General features: G+C 63.6%; 13 protein-coding genes. 2 read left to right on the top strand and 11 right to left on the bottom strand.

Translation table 11 applies throughout. The features are described 5' to 3' along the window. Window positions 1-135: 135 nt before the first annotated feature. The gene (gene pobA, locus PPN31114_RS22765) at window positions 136-1,314 is read right to left on the bottom strand and encodes a 4-hydroxybenzoate 3-monooxygenase (RefSeq protein WP_150681815.1); all 1,179 of its coding nucleotides are present in this window, start codon (window positions 1,312-1,314) and stop codon (window positions 136-138) included. A 253-nt stretch (window positions 1,315-1,567) separates the two neighbouring features. Here pobA and PPN31114_RS22760 point away from each other — a divergent pair, with 253 nt between their 5' ends. Beyond that, entirely contained in the window at window positions 1,568-2,509 is a 942-nt protein-coding gene (locus PPN31114_RS22760; RefSeq protein ID WP_174988391.1) for a helix-turn-helix domain-containing protein, read from the top strand. On the opposite strand, the gene pcaD is transcribed toward PPN31114_RS22760, so the two are convergent. The 5 genes from pcaD to pcaH form a co-directional block, all read right to left on the bottom strand. Further along, window positions 2,506-3,303 (bottom strand): 3-oxoadipate enol-lactonase, encoded by a 798-nt coding sequence (gene pcaD / locus PPN31114_RS22755; RefSeq protein WP_150681813.1) that lies wholly within the window; start codon window positions 3,301-3,303, stop codon window positions 2,506-2,508. The two genes, PPN31114_RS22760 and pcaD, sit on opposite strands and share 4 nt — an antisense overlap. Before the next feature lie 13 nt (window positions 3,304-3,316). Next, window positions 3,317-3,742: a 4-carboxymuconolactone decarboxylase gene (gene pcaC / locus PPN31114_RS22750; protein WP_150681812.1), complete on the bottom strand. Its 426-nt coding sequence runs from the start codon at window positions 3,740-3,742 to the stop codon at window positions 3,317-3,319. Further along, complete coding sequence (locus PPN31114_RS22745; RefSeq protein ID WP_150681811.1) at window positions 3,739-5,115, bottom strand: 3-carboxy-cis,cis-muconate cycloisomerase; 1,377 nt, start codon at window positions 5,113-5,115, stop codon at window positions 3,739-3,741. Before PPN31114_RS22745 ends, pcaC begins: the two co-directional genes overlap by 4 nt. Window positions 5,116-5,219: 104 nt before the next feature. Then, window positions 5,220-5,819 carry a protocatechuate 3,4-dioxygenase subunit alpha gene (gene pcaG, locus PPN31114_RS22740; RefSeq protein WP_150681810.1) on the bottom strand — a complete coding sequence of 200 codons (600 nt, stop codon included), beginning with the start codon at window positions 5,817-5,819 and terminating at the stop codon, window positions 5,220-5,222. Between the two features lie 3 nt (window positions 5,820-5,822). Beyond that, window positions 5,823-6,533 (bottom strand): protocatechuate 3,4-dioxygenase subunit beta, encoded by a 711-nt coding sequence (gene pcaH, locus PPN31114_RS22735; protein ID WP_150681809.1) that lies wholly within the window; start codon window positions 6,531-6,533, stop codon window positions 5,823-5,825. Window positions 6,534-6,682: 149 nt separating this feature from the next. Here pcaH and pcaQ point away from each other — a divergent pair, with 149 nt between their 5' ends. Then, the gene (pcaQ, locus tag PPN31114_RS22730; protein WP_150681808.1) at window positions 6,683-7,630 is read left to right on the top strand and encodes a pca operon transcription factor PcaQ; all 948 of its coding nucleotides are present in this window, start codon (window positions 6,683-6,685) and stop codon (window positions 7,628-7,630) included. An 11-nt stretch (window positions 7,631-7,641) separates the two neighbouring features. On the opposite strand, the gene PPN31114_RS22725 is transcribed toward pcaQ, so the two are convergent. The 5 genes from PPN31114_RS22725 to PPN31114_RS22705 all read right to left on the bottom strand — a co-directional run bounded on the left by PPN31114_RS22725 (window position 7,642) and on the right by PPN31114_RS22705 (window position 14,604). Further along, a complete protein-coding gene (locus tag PPN31114_RS22725; RefSeq protein WP_150681807.1) occupies window positions 7,642-8,541 on the bottom strand; it encodes an amidohydrolase family protein in 900 nt (299 codons plus the stop codon). Then, a complete protein-coding gene (locus tag PPN31114_RS22720; RefSeq protein WP_150681806.1) occupies window positions 8,538-10,259 on the bottom strand; it encodes an acyl-CoA dehydrogenase family protein in 1,722 nt (573 codons plus the stop codon). Before PPN31114_RS22720 ends, PPN31114_RS22725 begins: the two co-directional genes overlap by 4 nt. Before the next feature lies 1 nt (window position 10,260). Next, complete coding sequence (locus tag PPN31114_RS22715) at window positions 10,261-12,129, bottom strand: feruloyl-CoA synthase (protein ID WP_150681805.1); 1,869 nt, start codon at window positions 12,127-12,129, stop codon at window positions 10,261-10,263. A 125-nt stretch (window positions 12,130-12,254) separates the two neighbouring features. Beyond that, the gene (locus tag PPN31114_RS22710) at window positions 12,255-13,706 is read right to left on the bottom strand and encodes an aldehyde dehydrogenase (protein WP_150681804.1); all 1,452 of its coding nucleotides are present in this window, start codon (window positions 13,704-13,706) and stop codon (window positions 12,255-12,257) included. 67 nt (window positions 13,707-13,773) lie between these two features. Next, the gene (locus PPN31114_RS22705) at window positions 13,774-14,604 is read right to left on the bottom strand and encodes a p-hydroxycinnamoyl CoA hydratase/lyase (protein WP_150681803.1); all 831 of its coding nucleotides are present in this window, start codon (window positions 14,602-14,604) and stop codon (window positions 13,774-13,776) included. Window positions 14,605-14,607: the final 3 nt, after the last annotated feature.

The raw sequence follows: 14,607 nt of genomic DNA, 5'->3' as shown, positions 1-14,607 counted from the left end.
GTTTGTCCCGATTTTGACGCTACTGTACGTCTTTCCTCCACCGCTCGAAATGATCTTTCGTCAGACCATCCATAACGGGCGGTTATGCCCCCGGCAGCGTCGGCCGGGGTGCGAACCTTATAGCACGGCCAGACGTCAGGCCAGCGGCAGCCCCACGTAGTTTTCCGCCAGCGTCAGCGACGCCGCACGCGAGCTCACCACGTACTCGAGTTCGGCGCGCTGCATTTTCTGCTCGAACGGCGACGCGTCGTCCAGACGATGCAGCATGCGCGTCATCCAGTACGAGAAGTGCTCCGCGCGCCAAATGCGCTTGAGCGCCGCCGCCGAATAACCCTTGAGCGCGTCTTCGGTATCGCGGTGGTAGAAGTCGTCAAGCGCGCGAGCCAGACGCCACACGTCCGCTACGGCCAGATTCATCCCCTTGGCGCCCGTGGGCGGCACGATGTGCGCCGCGTCACCGGCGAGGAAAAGGCGTCCGTGCTGCATCGGCGTCGCGACGAAGCTGCGCATGGCGACCACATTCTTCTGGAAAATGCGCCCTTCCTTGAGCCGCCAACCGTCGTCGCTTTCCGTGCGCGTGTGAAGTTCGTGCCAAATGCGCTCGTCGCTCCACGTTTCGGCCCGCTCCGACGGGTCGCACTGGAAATACATGCGCTGCACCATCGGCGAGCGCGTGCTGATGAGCGCAAAGCCGCGCTCGTGCGCCGCGTAGATCAATTCATCGGACGACGGCGGGGCTTCGACCAGGACACCGAACCAGCCGAACGGATATACGCGCTGGTACTCCTCGCGCACGTCCGACGGAATTGCCTCGCGGCACACGCCATGGAAGCCATCGCACCCCGCGATGAAATCGCAAGTCAAACGTCGCGTCTGCCCATCAACCACGAACTGCACGCTCGGTTGCGCGCTGTCGACGTCGTGCACCGAAACGTCGGACACATCGAACAGAATCTCGCCCTGCACCGCCTCGCGCGCCGCAATCAGATCTTTGATGACCTCGTGCTGCGCGTACACCGTGATCGCGCGCCCGGTCAGTTCGGTGAGCGCGATGCGATGCCGCGCGCCGCCAAACGCCAGTTCGATACCGTGGTGCACCGCACCTTCGCGGCGCATGCGCTCGCCCACGCCCGTCTCGTTGAGGATATCCATCGTGCCCTGCTCCAGCACCCCGGCGCGAATGGTCGATTCGACGGCTTCGCGCGAGCGCGATTCGAGCACGATCGATTCGATGCCTTGCAAGTGCAGCAGATGGGACAGCAGCAGTCCGGCAGGGCCGGCGCCGACGATAACGACGGGGTAATGGGTACGCATAAGGTTGTCTCCTGAAATTTGCGTCGCCCTCTCCTGACACAAACAGCATGCGCGAACGTTGTATTTCTTGGCTGCACTTCACGCATTGCACCAACTTCGGACTGCGTGTAAACGAGCATGTCGAAACACGCGCAGATACCTTGTCACGAGGGGCGAATGCGTCATATCTTATGGACCGCGCGCGTCGCATTGAATGGATGAATCGACGAGTTTCTTGCACTTTTCCGACAACTTCGCCCAAGGGAAAACCAGTATGTCAGGCTCGTCATCCCGGCCGCGCGCGACGCGCGAGGCCATTCCGGAGTTCTCGCTCTACGGCGAGTTGCATGAGACCGACAGTGGCGACTTTGTCCATATCGAATGGATCGAGACGCGCAGCCGCCTGTACGACTGGCACATCGGCACGCATCGCCATCTGGGACTGTTTCAGGTGCTCGCGATCTTCGAAGGCACGGTGGAAGCCAACGTCGATGACGAGACGTGGGAAGTGGAAGGCCCGGCGGTCATCACCGTGCATCCCTCAGCCGTGCACAACTTCCGCTTCAGTCGCGGCGCGCATGGCTTTGTGTTGACGATGGCACAGAGCGTGCCCTTCGATGCAGCGTTCGGCGTGGATGCCGATATCGAATCGCTGCTGCGCAAACCGTGGCTCTTCGCGCTGGCAGACGCGCCGCAAACGCGCGATCGTCTCTACACGCTACTGGGCCTGATCATGGACGAGTTTTCACGCCCGCAACTCGGGCATTCGGAAATGGTCGGATGGCTCACGCGTAGCGTTCTGCTGCTGCTCACTCGCCTGCGCGCGCATCATGATTCCGCATCGCGCGCGGGGCGCACCGAACTCGATCTGTTTGCACGCTTTCGCGCACTGGTGGAAACGCACTACACCGAGGCATGGAGCGTGCCCGCGTATGCGGAAAAGCTTCACGTGACGGAGAGCAAGCTCAACCGGCTGTGCCGCCGTATCGCGGGCAAATCGGCGTTCGATCTGGTGCAAGACCGGCTCATGCTCGAAGCCCGCCGCAAACTCATTTACATCCCCGCACCGGTCTCGCACGTCGCCTACGAACTCGGCTTTCAAGACCCGGCGTACTTCTGCCGGGTCTTCAAGCGACACGTGGGCGTCACACCATCAGCCTTCCGGCGCTCGGCCCAGCACGAGCATCTGGGCGACGAAGCCGCGCAAGCGCTTTAGGCTGCGGCGCCTCGCAGGAATGACGAGAGCGCCGTCGTCACCGCCTGCGCGCATTCGATGTTCGACAAATGCGCGCCCGGCACGATGACCTGCTGCGCCCCGGCAATGCGCTCGACGATGGCCGTCGACATGGCGGGCGGCGTCGCCATATCTTCCGAACCGGTAATGACTAGCGTCGGTGCCTTGATGGCGGCGATCTCGTCCAACTGGTTCATATCGCGCACAGCGCCGCATGCGGCGGCGTAGCCTTCCGGCGAGAGCGACCGGAACATGGCCTTCATGCCGTCGACCGTGGCGGGTTCGCGTTGCGGATAGGACGGCGTGAACCAGCGCGACACCACCGCGTCGGTCACCGCACCCATGCCATCGGCCTGCACCGCACGAATGCGCGTGTTCCAGCCGTCTTCACCGCCGATGTGCGCCGACGAGCAGACAATCGCCAAACGATCCAAACGCTCAGGCGCATGAATGCCGAGCCACATACCCGTCATGCCGCCCATCGAGACGCCAGCCAGGCTCGCGCGCGCAATACCCAGCGCGTCGAGCAGCGCCACGACGTCGCGTCCCAACTGGGCGATGTTGTAAGGCCCCGGCGTCACCGACGACCCGCCATGACCGCGCGTGTCGTAGCGAATCACACGAAAGTCGCGTGCGAGTGCGCTCACTTGCGGTGCCCACATCTCCAACGTGGTGCCCAGCGAGTTCGAGAGCACGAGTGCCGGTGCATGGTCGGCACCGTCGATGGCCACGCGCAGCGTGGCATCGCCTACGTCGATCAGACGTTCTACCGTCATTCGAATCGTCTCCTCAACCTTGTGCGTCGTCACGCGGGCGCGTGGTCGAACCCGGCTCAGCCGCTTCCATTTCCGCAAACACCTTCTCGGCATCGTGAATGGCTTGGTTCGCGGCGGGCAATCCGCAATACAACGCCGCGTGCATGAAGAGTTCTTTCATCTCTTCGCGCGTCACGCCGTTGTTGAACGCGGCGCGCACGTGCATGCGAAACTCGTCGCCGCGATTGAGTGCGATGAGCAGCGAGAGGGTAATCATGCTGCGCATGTGGCGCGTGAGGCCCGGGCGCGTCCAGATGTCGCCCCATGCGAAGCGCGTGATGAAGTTCTGAAACTCGTCGTTGAATTCGTTGCGGCGCGTGAGCGTGCGATCGACGTGTGCGTCGCCCAGCACGGCACGGCGCACCTGCATGCCGTTGTCGTAACGTTCCTGATCGTTCATTGGGATTTCCCGCCTTGAGAGGAAGTGGGGGCTGCCGCGTCTACGAGCGCCAATACGCGGCTCACGAACGTCTCGGCAGCGCCCAGATAGTGTTGAGGGTCCGTGAGCCGCACAAGGGCTTCATCGGAGAGCACGCGCGTGATCTCATCGTCTTCGCGCAAAACATCGAGCAAATCGCGTTGCTGGGCCACAGCGTCGCGGCAACGCGCTTCGACGCGGCGATGCGCTTCGAGCCGTCCCATCGATTCGCCCAACGCCATCGTGACCGCTTCGGCCATGATCAAGCCGTGCGTGATGTCGACGTTGGCACGCATGCGCGCCGCATCGACCGTCCAGCCATCGATGAGTGAGCGCGACGTCGCCAACGCACCACCGCACAACATCAGCAGCTCGGGCAACGTCTCCCATTCGGCGTGCCACGTGCCCAGCCCGCGCTCATGGTCTTGTTGCATCGCGCCGAACAGCGTGGCGGCGAGTTGGGGCGTGCGCGCCGCAGCAGCAAGAATCGCCGCGCAACCCACCGGGTTACGTTTATGCGGCATCGTCGACGAGCCGCCGCGGCCCGGGCCGGAGGCTTCACCGATCTCGCCCACTTCCGTTTGCGTGAGCATCGCTGTATCGCGGGCGAACTTGCCCAGCAAACCGGTGAGCGACGCGGCCCAACTGCCCACGCGCACGATGCGATCGCGCTGACCATGCCATGGCGTCGCGGCGTCAGACAAGCCGAGGTGCTTGGCGAGTGCGGCGCTGACTGCCGGACCTTGTGAGCCCAGCGAGGCCAGCGTGCCTGCTGCACCGCCGAACTGCACGCACAGCACTTGTGCGCGTAGCGCGTGCAGGTCGGCGCGTGCGCGCAACAGCGCGTCGAGCATGCCTGCCAGTTTCAAACCAAAAGTGATCGGCAGCGCGTGTTGCAGCCATGTGCGCCCGATCATGACCGTCGCGCGGTGTGCGCGCACCTGATCGGCAAATTGCGCGATCAGGCCATCGAGGTCGCCGCCAAGGTCGTCGAGCGCGCCACGCACTTGCAGCACGAGGCCGGTGTCGATGGCGTCTTGACTGGTCGCCCCCCAGTGCACGAAGCGTGCGGCTTCAGGGTCGAGCGCTTTCACGCGCGCCGTCAGTTGCTTGACTAGAGGGATAGCGAGATTACCGGCACAGGCCGCCGCATCGCGCATGGCGGGCCAATCGAAATCGGCCGCACGTGCAGCGGTAGCAATCGGTGCGACGGCTGACGCCGGGATCAGGCCGGTATCGGCTTCGGCGCGCGCGAGCGCCACTTCGAAGTCGAGCATGCCCTGCAACGTGGCGTCGCGCGAGAAGCGCGCCGACACGGCAGCGCCGCGCAGCAAAGAGTCAAGCAGTTCCGTCATCGGAGAGTCGATGGTGGTTGTTGCATTGCAAAAATGCAGATACGGCGACGGGCCGCCAGCATCTTCATGCCAGCAGCCCGAAGCCGCGCCAATTTCAGCCGACGTCAGAGGTCGAGGAAGACCGTCTCCGCTTGGCCCCCATGCGCCTGCATACGGATATCGAACCGGTACGTCACACGCCCGCCGATGACTTCACGGCGTGCTACCAGCGTGTGGCGTCGCTCGGCCGGTACCTGTTGCAACACTGGGTCCGCCGCGTTGGCAGTTGCCTCATCGTCGAAATAGATACGCGTAAACAGGTGATTGAGCAAGCCCCGCATCGTGAGAACCACGTCGATGCGCGGTGCTTCACCGGGGCCGGTCGAGCCGGGCTTGATCGTCTCGATCACGAAACGGTTCTCGGCATCGGTGCCAGTGCCGCATCGCGCCGCGCCCGCAAAGCCGGTGCGCTCGATGTCCTCGGCCGTCTGGACATAACGCCCGTCCGCATCCGCCTGCACGATTTCGATGAGCGCGTCGTTGATCGGGTTACCCGCGCCGTCGATCACCTGACCGATCAGGCGGATCGCTTCGCCCTTGGCGCGGTCCGTGGCAGCCACAGGCGTAAAAGCGCTCTTGAAGTCGTACAGATACTGCTCGGGCGAGAGGCCATAAGCGAAGTACGGGCCGACGGTCTGCGACGGCGTTTGCTTGTAGTCGGACATGGCTCAGGACTCCATCGGCGTTTGGTCGGCACCGCGCAGCACGATGTCGAATTCGTATCCCAGCGCGTAGTCGGGCTCGGTGATGTCCATCGAGAAGCGCGCAATCAGGCGGTCGCGGGCATGCGCCGGCGTGGCCTCGAAAATCGGGTCGTAGGCGAGCAGCGGGTCGCCCGGGAAATACATCTGCGTGACGAGCCGGGTGGCGAAGTACTGGCCGAACACCGAGAAGTGCAAATGCTGGGGACGCCACGCGTTGTGGTGGTTCTTCCACGGATACGCACCCGGCTTGATCGTCAGAAACTTGTAACGGCCCTGCGCGTCGGTCATGGCGCGGCCGGCACCGAGGAAGTTCGGATCGAGCGGTGCGTCGTGCTGATCGACCTTGTGGACATAACGGCCACAGGCGTTCGCCTGCCACAGTTCGACGAGGGTATTGGGCACCGGACGGCCGCCTTCGTCGAGCACGCGGCCCGTGACGATGATGCGCTCGCCAAGCGGCTCGCCATTGCGCACGGCATTACGCGTCAGGTCGCTGTCGAGCGCGCCGATGATGCCGTTGCCATAGACCGGCGAGCGCAGGTCTGCGAGGTTCTGCTTCACGGGAACGAGCAGTTCCTTGGGGCCTCGCAGCGCGGTGGACTTATACCCGCTGTCGATGAGCTTGGGATGCGAATCCCAATCGCGCGGGCGCAGGACGGTTGTCGACTTCGACATGGTCTCACTCCATTTTGTGTTGACGGGTCTGGCTTAAGGCTGGTTCACACGCCCTTGCTGCCAGTTTCTATGGTTCGTTGCCAACACTATATCCATAATCAACGGATATATTTATTGACATTTTCTTAGGCTTTTCATAACTTTCCGGCATGGAAAGACATCTACTCGACGGGCGTATCAAGCTGCGCCACTTGCAATGCCTGCTGGCGGTCGCGCAGCACGGCAGCCTGCAACGGGCGGCCGAGGCGCTGTCCATCACCCAGCCAGCGGTGAGCAAGACTATCGCCGAGCTCGAAGGCCTGCTCGGCGTGCGCCTGTTCGACCGGGGCCGCAATGGGGCACGCCCGACCGCGCAGGCGGAATTGTTTCTGCGCCATGCGGGCGCGAGCGTGAGCGCGCTGCGTCAAGGCATCGACGTGCTCTCGCGCGCTGTCGGCCAAACGGGCGGTGTCATCGAGATCGCCGTTTTGCCCACGCTGGCCGCCGCGATGATGCCCGCTGTCCTCGAAGCTTTCCGGCGAGAGTGGCCGGGCATCGTAGTGCAGGTCCATACGGGCGCCAATCAGCAATTGCTCGCACAGTTGAAGGCGGGTGATGTCGCGCTCGCCCTCGGCCGTTTGTCCGGGCCGGAAGGCATGACGGGCCTCACGTTTGAGCATCTGTACGCCACGCCGCTCTGTGTCGTGGTGCGCCCCGAGCATCCGCTGGTGCAGCAACGCACCGTGTCGATGGCCGATATCGCGCGTTACCACGTGGTGCTGCCACCGCACGGCACGATCCTGCGCCACACCGCCGACAGCTTCCTGCGCGCGCATGGCGTCGGTGCGCTCGACGACTATTCCGAATTGCTCTCGATGTCCCTCGCGCGCGCCATGACGTTGCGCGACGACGTGGTCTGGATCGCTTCCGAGATCACCGTGCAAGACGACCTCGCCGACGGCGCGCTGTGTGCCCTGCCCTTCGCCACCAAGGGCACCGAGGAATCCATCGGCATACTCTGGCGCAACGACACGATGCCTACCCCGCCCGAGCAAACGCTCATCAGCGCCATGCGTGACGCCGCTCGTATGCGGTACGGCGTGCCGGGTCTTCGTTGAACGCTGGCGCATCAGACCAGTGTGGCGCTTTGCGTCGCGGCAAGCCCGAGCATCCGGGCCGCGTTCTCCTTGAGCACCATCGGTTTGACCTCGTCACGAAACCCCACCGTCTCGAAGTCGCGTAGCCAGCGGTCCGGCGTAATCAGCGGAAAGTCGGAGCCGAACAACATCTTTTCGCGCAGCAGCGAATTCGCGTATTGCATCAGCTCCGGCGAGAAATACTTTGGCGACCAGCCCGATAAGTCGATGTAGACATTCGGCTTGTGCAGCGCAATGGAGAGCGCCTGCGACTGCCACGGCCACGACGGGTGCGCGATCACGATGTTCATGTCGGGGAAATCGGTCGCCACGTCGTCCAGATGAATCGGCTCGGAAAACTTGAGTCGCAGGCCGCCGCCGCCCGGCATGCCCGAGCCAATGCCCGAATGTCCGCTGTGAAATACCGCCGTCAGCTTGTACTCGGCGATCAACTCGTACATCGGATACGCCATGCGGTCGTTGGCGAAGAAGCCCTGCATCGTCGGGTGGAACTTGAACCCGCGTACGCCGAATTCCTCGACCAGCCGCCGCGCTTCGCGCACGCCCATGCGGCCCTTGTGCGGATCGATGCTCCCGAACGCGATCATGATGTCGGCATTCTCTTGCGCGAAGCCCGCGATTTCCTCATTCGGAATTCGCCGCCGTCCGATATTTGCCTCGCAATCGACCGTGAACATCACAAAGCCGATATTGCGCTCGCGGTAATGGGCGATAGTCTCGGGAATGGTCGGACGGCGGTTCTGCTTGAGCACAGTGCCGAAGTATTTGTCGGCAGCATCGTCAAACGCTTTGCCGAAGAGATCCGGCGGCTGACAGCATGAGACTTCCGCGTGAACGTGCGTGTCGATGGCGACGACGTTGTCGAGATTCATTCCACCGTCTCCGGTTCGGCAATTTGCGCGGCGACGATGTTCATCGCGCGACGCGTATCCGGCAGTTCGAATTTGAGCCAGTAACGTGCGGCGCGACGTTTTCCAAACGCATCATCGGTGTCGACGAGCGCCGCCTGCGCCCAGAGCCCCGCCATCGATAGCCCGTGAATCACGCGCATGACTTCGCCTGCGACACACAACGCGGCGCGAGGCGACGTCTGCGCCAATGCGATGGCTTGCGGTTGCAAAGCGCGCCATTCGTCGACACAGACGAGGGCATCACGAAATCCGTGAAGCGTGTCGACGGTATGCGCCGCGCTCAATTGCGCACTCACCCAGTCGAGCCATTGCCCCAGCGCTGCCCCGTTGTCGCGAACGACTTTACGCATCAGCAAGTCGATGGCCTGAATCTCGTTCGTGCCTTCGTAGATCATCGGAATACGTGCATCGCGCATGATCTGCGAGATTCCCGTCTCTTCCACATACCCGTAGCCGCCGAACACTTGCAGCGCCGCACTCGCCCCCTCGAAGGCTTGCTCCGTAAGCATTGCCTTGACGATAGGGGTGAGTAGCGCGGCCAGAGCATTGGCCCGCTGCCGCGCGTCGTCTGTGTCCGCGTGATTCGCCTCATCGATGGAGAGTGCCGCGCGGTACAGCAGCAAGCGCGCGCCCTCGACAGCGACGCGTTGCCCCTCAAGCAAGCGCCAGACGGCTGGGTGCCCTGCGATGGGTGTTCCCGCCGCAGCACCAGGCACGCGCGACTGCACGCGCTCGCAGGCATGCCGTGCGGCCATCTCGTAGGCGTTCTGCGCCAGCCCTAAGCCGGATGCGCCCACATGCAGCCGCGCCGAATTCATCATTGCGAACATGGCTTCGAGGCCGCCGTGCGGACGTCCTACGAGATAGCCGGTTGCGGATTCGAAGGCCATCGAACACGTGGCGCTGCCGCGAATGCCCATCTTGTGTTCGATGCCGGTGCAATGCACAGCGTTTCGTTCGCCATCAGGCAACCACTTCGGCACAAGAAAGAGCGACAACCCCGCGCTGCCTCCCGGTGCATCGGCGGTTCGGGCCAGCACCAAATGCACGATGTTCGGCGTGAGATCCTGCTCGCCGCCGGAGATAAAAATCTTCTCGCCAGTCACACGTACCGTCTGCTCGTCGATCCACTCGGCGCGTGTGCGAATCTGGCCCAGATCGCTGCCCGCGCCCGGCTCCGTCAGACACATCGTTGCGAGCCATTCGCCGCTCACCAGCGGTGCGAGCCACGCGGCTTGCAACGCCGCGCTGCCGAAGCGATGCACGCATTCGTAGGCGCCGTGCAAAATGCCCGGGTACATGGTCCATGCGAGATTCGCGCCCGCGCTCAATTCCTGCAACGCCACTTGCGCGACGATGGGCAAACCTTGCCCGCCCACCTCCGGGTGGCAGGGCAGCGATGGCCAGCCTGCCTCCCGGTACTGGCGATACGCGTCGGCAAACCCGGTCGGTGTGCGCACCTCACCTGCATGCCAATGACACCCCTCGCGGTCGCCAACGGCATTGAGCGGTGCGAGCACCTCGCGAGAAAATCGCGCCGCTTCGTCCACCACTTGCATGAGCGTCGCAGTATCGAATTCACGAAACGGTGCAAGTCGCGTCACTGCATCGCCCACGCCCAAACGCTGCAACACGAACGCGATGTCGTCCGGTGCACCGCGCACTTCTGGATAAGTCATCTCAGCGTCTCGCGGGGGCCAGAATGGCGCGCGTATCGTCACCGGGTTGCGCGGCGTGCAGCGCGTCGACGCTAGCCGCGCGATGATCTTGCACCGCGCGCTGATTGATCGATCCTTTGTCGGTGACTTCGCCCCGATCGAGCGACGGCGGAATGTCGAGCAGCAACAGCCGGGCCACGTACGTCGCGCTGCCGCCCGCTTGCAGGTTCAGTTTTTGCAACAAGCCCGCGAAGAAATCGCGTACCGGAGCAGACGCCAAGACGTCGGCCAGCGGTGCATCGGATGCCAGCCCGCTGAGCCTGCGGCAATCGTCCACGCGCGGAAACACCAGCAAGCCGATGTCGTCGCGATTGATCCCGGTTACCACCGCGTCTTGCACGTACGGTGCGCCTTCCGAAATGACGCGTGCCCGCAGCGGTCCGACACTAACGAACGTGCCGGAGCTCAACTTGAAGTCTTCAGTAATGCGGCCGTCGAATTGCAGACCGATCTCCGGCTGCGCGATATCCACGAATGTCGCGGCGTCGCCGGTGCAGTAATAGCCTTCCTCGTCGAAAACCGGATCGCTCGCCTCGTGACGCCAATAGCCGCCCATCACATTCGGCCCGCGAAAGCGCACTTCGAGCTTGCCGCCCACGGGCGCGAGCTTTACTTCGCAACCGGGCGCGGGCAATCCGATGTACCCCGCGCGCATGATCGGGCCGGTGGTGAACATGCAACTCGGCGACGTTTCGGTCATCCCAAGCCCAGACATAATGCGAATGCGCTCGCCGCAGTGCGTCTCGGTCACGCGTTCCAGCCGGTCCCAAGCGGCTTGCGACAGCCCGGCACCGCCGAAGAAATACAAATTCACCTTGGCGAAGAAACGCTCGCGCAGTTCAGCATCCTTCTCCAGCGCGATCGCCAGGTCTTCCCAGCCCTTCGGCACGTTGAAATAGACCGTCGGCGAAATCTCGCGCAGATTGCGCAGCGTCTCGTCAAACTTGCCCGCCACGGGTTTGCCATCGTCGATATACAACGTGCCGCCGTTGTACAGCGCAATGCCCACGTTGTGGCTGCCGCCATAGGTGTGATTCCACGGCAGCCAGTCGATGAGCACGGGCGGTGCCTCACCGAATGTCGGGAACGTTTGCAGCAGCATCTGCTGGTTGCTGCACAGCATACGTTGCGTGGTCGGCACCGCCTTCGGCTGACGTGTCGAACCGGAGGTGAAAAGGATCTTGGCGATAGTTTTTCCATCGACCTTTGCATGCGCCGCGTCGATATCGCGCGGCGCGGTGTCGAGCAACGCATCGAACGCCAGCGTGTCATTCGCGCCATCGGCAGTGACGCGCATCACGTCATCGCCTAGTACGGCATCCATCGCGCGACCATAAAGCTTGCTATCCGAGGCGTAGACGAGCCCGGGTTGCAGCAAACCGAGCGTGTGGCGCAACTTGCCGTAGTCAGTCGATACGATGGAATACGCGGGCGAAATCGGTGCGAACGGCACCCCGGCGAACATCGCCCCTAAGGCCAGTTGGAAGTGCTCCAGATCGTTGCCGGAGAGAATCGCAATTGGGCGCGATTGCGACAGCCCACGGTCGAGCAGCGCCTGACCGATGGACCGCGCACGCGCCAGCATCTCGGCGTAGCTAATGCCAATCCACTCTCCGTCGGCACCGCGGCGAGCGATGAGCCAGCGCTCCGGGTGCTTTGCCGCGCCGCTCACCAGTCGATCGGTCAGACGCTCGGGAAAGTCACCGAGCGCTTCACGCGAGCGCAAATACCAGAACTCGCCCTCGCGTCGAAACTCCACACCGGGGTTGCCGATAGCGACGTGACGATAGCGGTGCGCAGCGGCGCCGGCCGGGATGTTGCCTTGGTTCAAAACACTGTCTCCTGCTTCCGGCCTGCCGCGCGGCGCTCTCAGGCACCTATCGCGACGGGCACTTCCTAGGTGGCCTCGGCAAGCCGGTGCGCGATGCGCGCACACGGCTGCGAGCGCCGTCGGGTTCAGATCGGGTAATGCCGGGGCGTGGTCTGCACGGTGATCCAGCGCAGTTCCGTAAATTCGCCAATCGACGCCTTGCTGCCAAAGCGCCCGTAACCGCTCGACTTCACGCCGCCGAACGGCATCTGCGCTTCGTCGTGCACGGTCGGACCATTGATGTGGCAGATGCCTGACTCGATACGTTTAGCCAACTGCAACGCGCGCGATACATCGCGGCCGAAGATCGCTGCCGACAAACCGAATTCGCTGTCGTTCGCTACGCGTACGGCTTCGTCGTCGCCATCGACACGTTGAATCGTCACCACGGGGCCGAACGATTCTTCGCGGTACAAACGCATCGCGGGCGTGATGCCATCGACGATCGCGGCCTGCATGATCGCGCCTTCGACGCGGCAACCCAGAGGCAAACGTGCGCCATGCTCGCGTGCGTCTTCGACAAGCGCCGCCACCCGCGAGGCCGCCTGAGCGCTGACCATCGCGCCAAGCACGCTGTCGGGCGACGTCGGCGGACCGGCGTGCAGCTTCGCCGCTTTGGCCGTCAGCTTCTCAACGAAGGCATCGGCCACGCGGGCGTCGACGATCACGCGCTCCGTCGACATGCAGATTTGCCCTTGATTGAAGAACGCACCGAAAGCGATGCCGTCGACCGCGGCGTCGAGATCTGCATCGTCGAGCACCAGCACAGGCGCTTTGCCGCCCAACTCCAGCAATGCGGGCTTGAGATGCTCGGCAGAGACGCGCGCGATGATGCGGCCCACATGCGTCGAACCGGTGAAGTTCACACGACGTACGGCGGGGTGCGCGATCAGCCGCGCGACGATGTCGCCCGCGTCAGCCGGTGCATTGGTCACGATGTTGACCACACCGTCGCCGAGCCCCGCTTCATGCAGACACGCACCGATCAGCGCATGGACGCCCGGGCATTGCTCCGAGGCTTTGAGCACCACAGTGTTACCGCAAGCAAGCGGCATTGCGAGCGCACGCGTCGCGAGAATTACCGGCGCGTTCCACGGGGCGATGCCAAGCACCACGCCAACCGGCGAACGAACGGCGAGCGCGAGACTGCCGGGTACATCGCTCGGAATCACACTGCCGTCGATCTGCGTGGTCATGGCCGCGGCTTCGCGCAGCATGTTGGCCGCAAGCATCACATTGAAGCCGTACCAGTTCGCCATGGCACCCGTCTCGGCGGCACCGATGGCAATAAACTCGGCAGCGCGCGCATCCATGCGCTCCGCCGCCGCCAGCAAGCGTGCGCGACGCGCGCCGGGCGAGAGCGCCGCCCACGCGGGGAACGCGGCTTGTGCGGCATCGACGGCGGCGTCGGCATCGGCCAACGTCGCAGCAGGGGCGCGCGAGGCGACCTCGCCGGTGACCGGGTCGATCCGCTCGAACGTGGCGCCGTTCTGTGCGCCCCGCCACTGGCCGCCGATCAGCATCTGTACTTCATGCATTGCTTTGTCTCCTCTCGCGCTTGCACTCGTCGTCTTGCTTGTTGCGTTGCTTGCCGCAGTCCAGCGCTCAGCGCTTGTAGGCTTGCAGACCGGGCTTGATCGACTTGTCGTCGAGGAACTGCTTCAGGCCCTGCTCGCGGCCATGCTCCGGATCGCGCAGTTGTGCCTGATCGAGCTTGGCGTACAGATAGTCTTCGCACTGCTCCCACGTCAGTTCACGCGAGCGCTTGAAGCCGTGCTTGGCAGCACGCAACACCACCGGGTTCTTCTCGAGCAGCTTGCCTGCCAGTGCGATCGTCGCCTCACGCAGTTGAGCGAGCGGCACGCTTTCATTCACCAACCCCATCTCGGCGGCTTGCGCACCGTTGAACGTGTCGCCGGTCATGATGTAGTGCAGCGCGCGGCGATGCCCCACGGTGTCGGCCATGGCCTTGCTCACCAGATTGCCCGGCGGAATGCCCCAGTTGATTTCCGACAGACCGAACACGGCGTCGTCGGCGGCAATGGCCAGATCGCAGGCCACGAGCGGCGAGAAGCCACCGCCGAAGCACCAGCCGTTGACCATCGCAATGGTCGGCTTGGCGTACATGCGCAGACGGCGCCATTGCCAGTCGGAGGCGTCGCGGCGAATGCGCTCTTGCACGATTTCCGGGCCGCCGTCGATCTCGCGGAAGTACTCCTTCAAGTCCATGCCTGCCGTCCACGCCGCGCCAGCACCGGTCAGCACAACCACGCGAGCGTCAGCGTCGAGTTCGAGCGCATCGAGCACCTGAATCATTTCGCTGTTGAGCGTTGGGCTCATCGCGTTGCGCTTCTCCGGACGATTGAAAGTGACCCAGCCAATGCCGCCTTCCACTTTCACGTCGATCGTTTTCCAGCGTCCTTCGTATGCATTCATTTT

Origin of the sequence: Pandoraea pneumonica, from assembly GCF_902459645.1 — a bacterium.
Lineage (GTDB): Bacteria > Pseudomonadota > Gammaproteobacteria > Burkholderiales > Burkholderiaceae > Pandoraea > Pandoraea pneumonica.
This window is presented reverse-complemented; position numbering and strand designations above follow the sequence as displayed.

Excerpts from the sequence above, each read along its gene's own strand:
- pobA (WP_150681815.1), bottom strand. The coding sequence starts at position 1,314 with ATGCGTACCCATTACCCCGTCGTTATCGTCGGCGCCGGCCCTGCCGGA.
- PPN31114_RS22760 (WP_174988391.1), top strand. The coding sequence starts at position 1,568 with ATGTCAGGCTCGTCATCCCGGCCGCGCGCGACGCGCGAGGCCATTCCG.
- pcaD (WP_150681813.1), bottom strand. The coding sequence starts at position 3,303 with ATGACGGTAGAACGTCTGATCGACGTAGGCGATGCCACGCTGCGCGTG.
- pcaC (WP_150681812.1), bottom strand. The coding sequence starts at position 3,742 with ATGAACGATCAGGAACGTTACGACAACGGCATGCAGGTGCGCCGTGCC.
- PPN31114_RS22745 (WP_150681811.1), bottom strand. The coding sequence starts at position 5,115 with ATGACGGAACTGCTTGACTCTTTGCTGCGCGGCGCTGCCGTGTCGGCG.
- pcaG (WP_150681810.1), bottom strand. The coding sequence starts at position 5,819 with ATGTCCGACTACAAGCAAACGCCGTCGCAGACCGTCGGCCCGTACTTC.
- pcaH (WP_150681809.1), bottom strand. The coding sequence starts at position 6,533 with ATGTCGAAGTCGACAACCGTCCTGCGCCCGCGCGATTGGGATTCGCAT.
- pcaQ (WP_150681808.1), top strand. The coding sequence starts at position 6,683 with ATGGAAAGACATCTACTCGACGGGCGTATCAAGCTGCGCCACTTGCAA.
- PPN31114_RS22725 (WP_150681807.1), bottom strand. The coding sequence starts at position 8,541 with ATGAATCTCGACAACGTCGTCGCCATCGACACGCACGTTCACGCGGAA.
- PPN31114_RS22720 (WP_150681806.1), bottom strand. The coding sequence starts at position 10,259 with ATGACTTATCCAGAAGTGCGCGGTGCACCGGACGACATCGCGTTCGTG.
- PPN31114_RS22710 (WP_150681804.1), bottom strand. The coding sequence starts at position 13,706 with ATGCATGAAGTACAGATGCTGATCGGCGGCCAGTGGCGGGGCGCACAG.
- PPN31114_RS22705 (WP_150681803.1), bottom strand. The coding sequence starts at position 14,604 with ATGAATGCATACGAAGGACGCTGGAAAACGATCGACGTGAAAGTGGAA.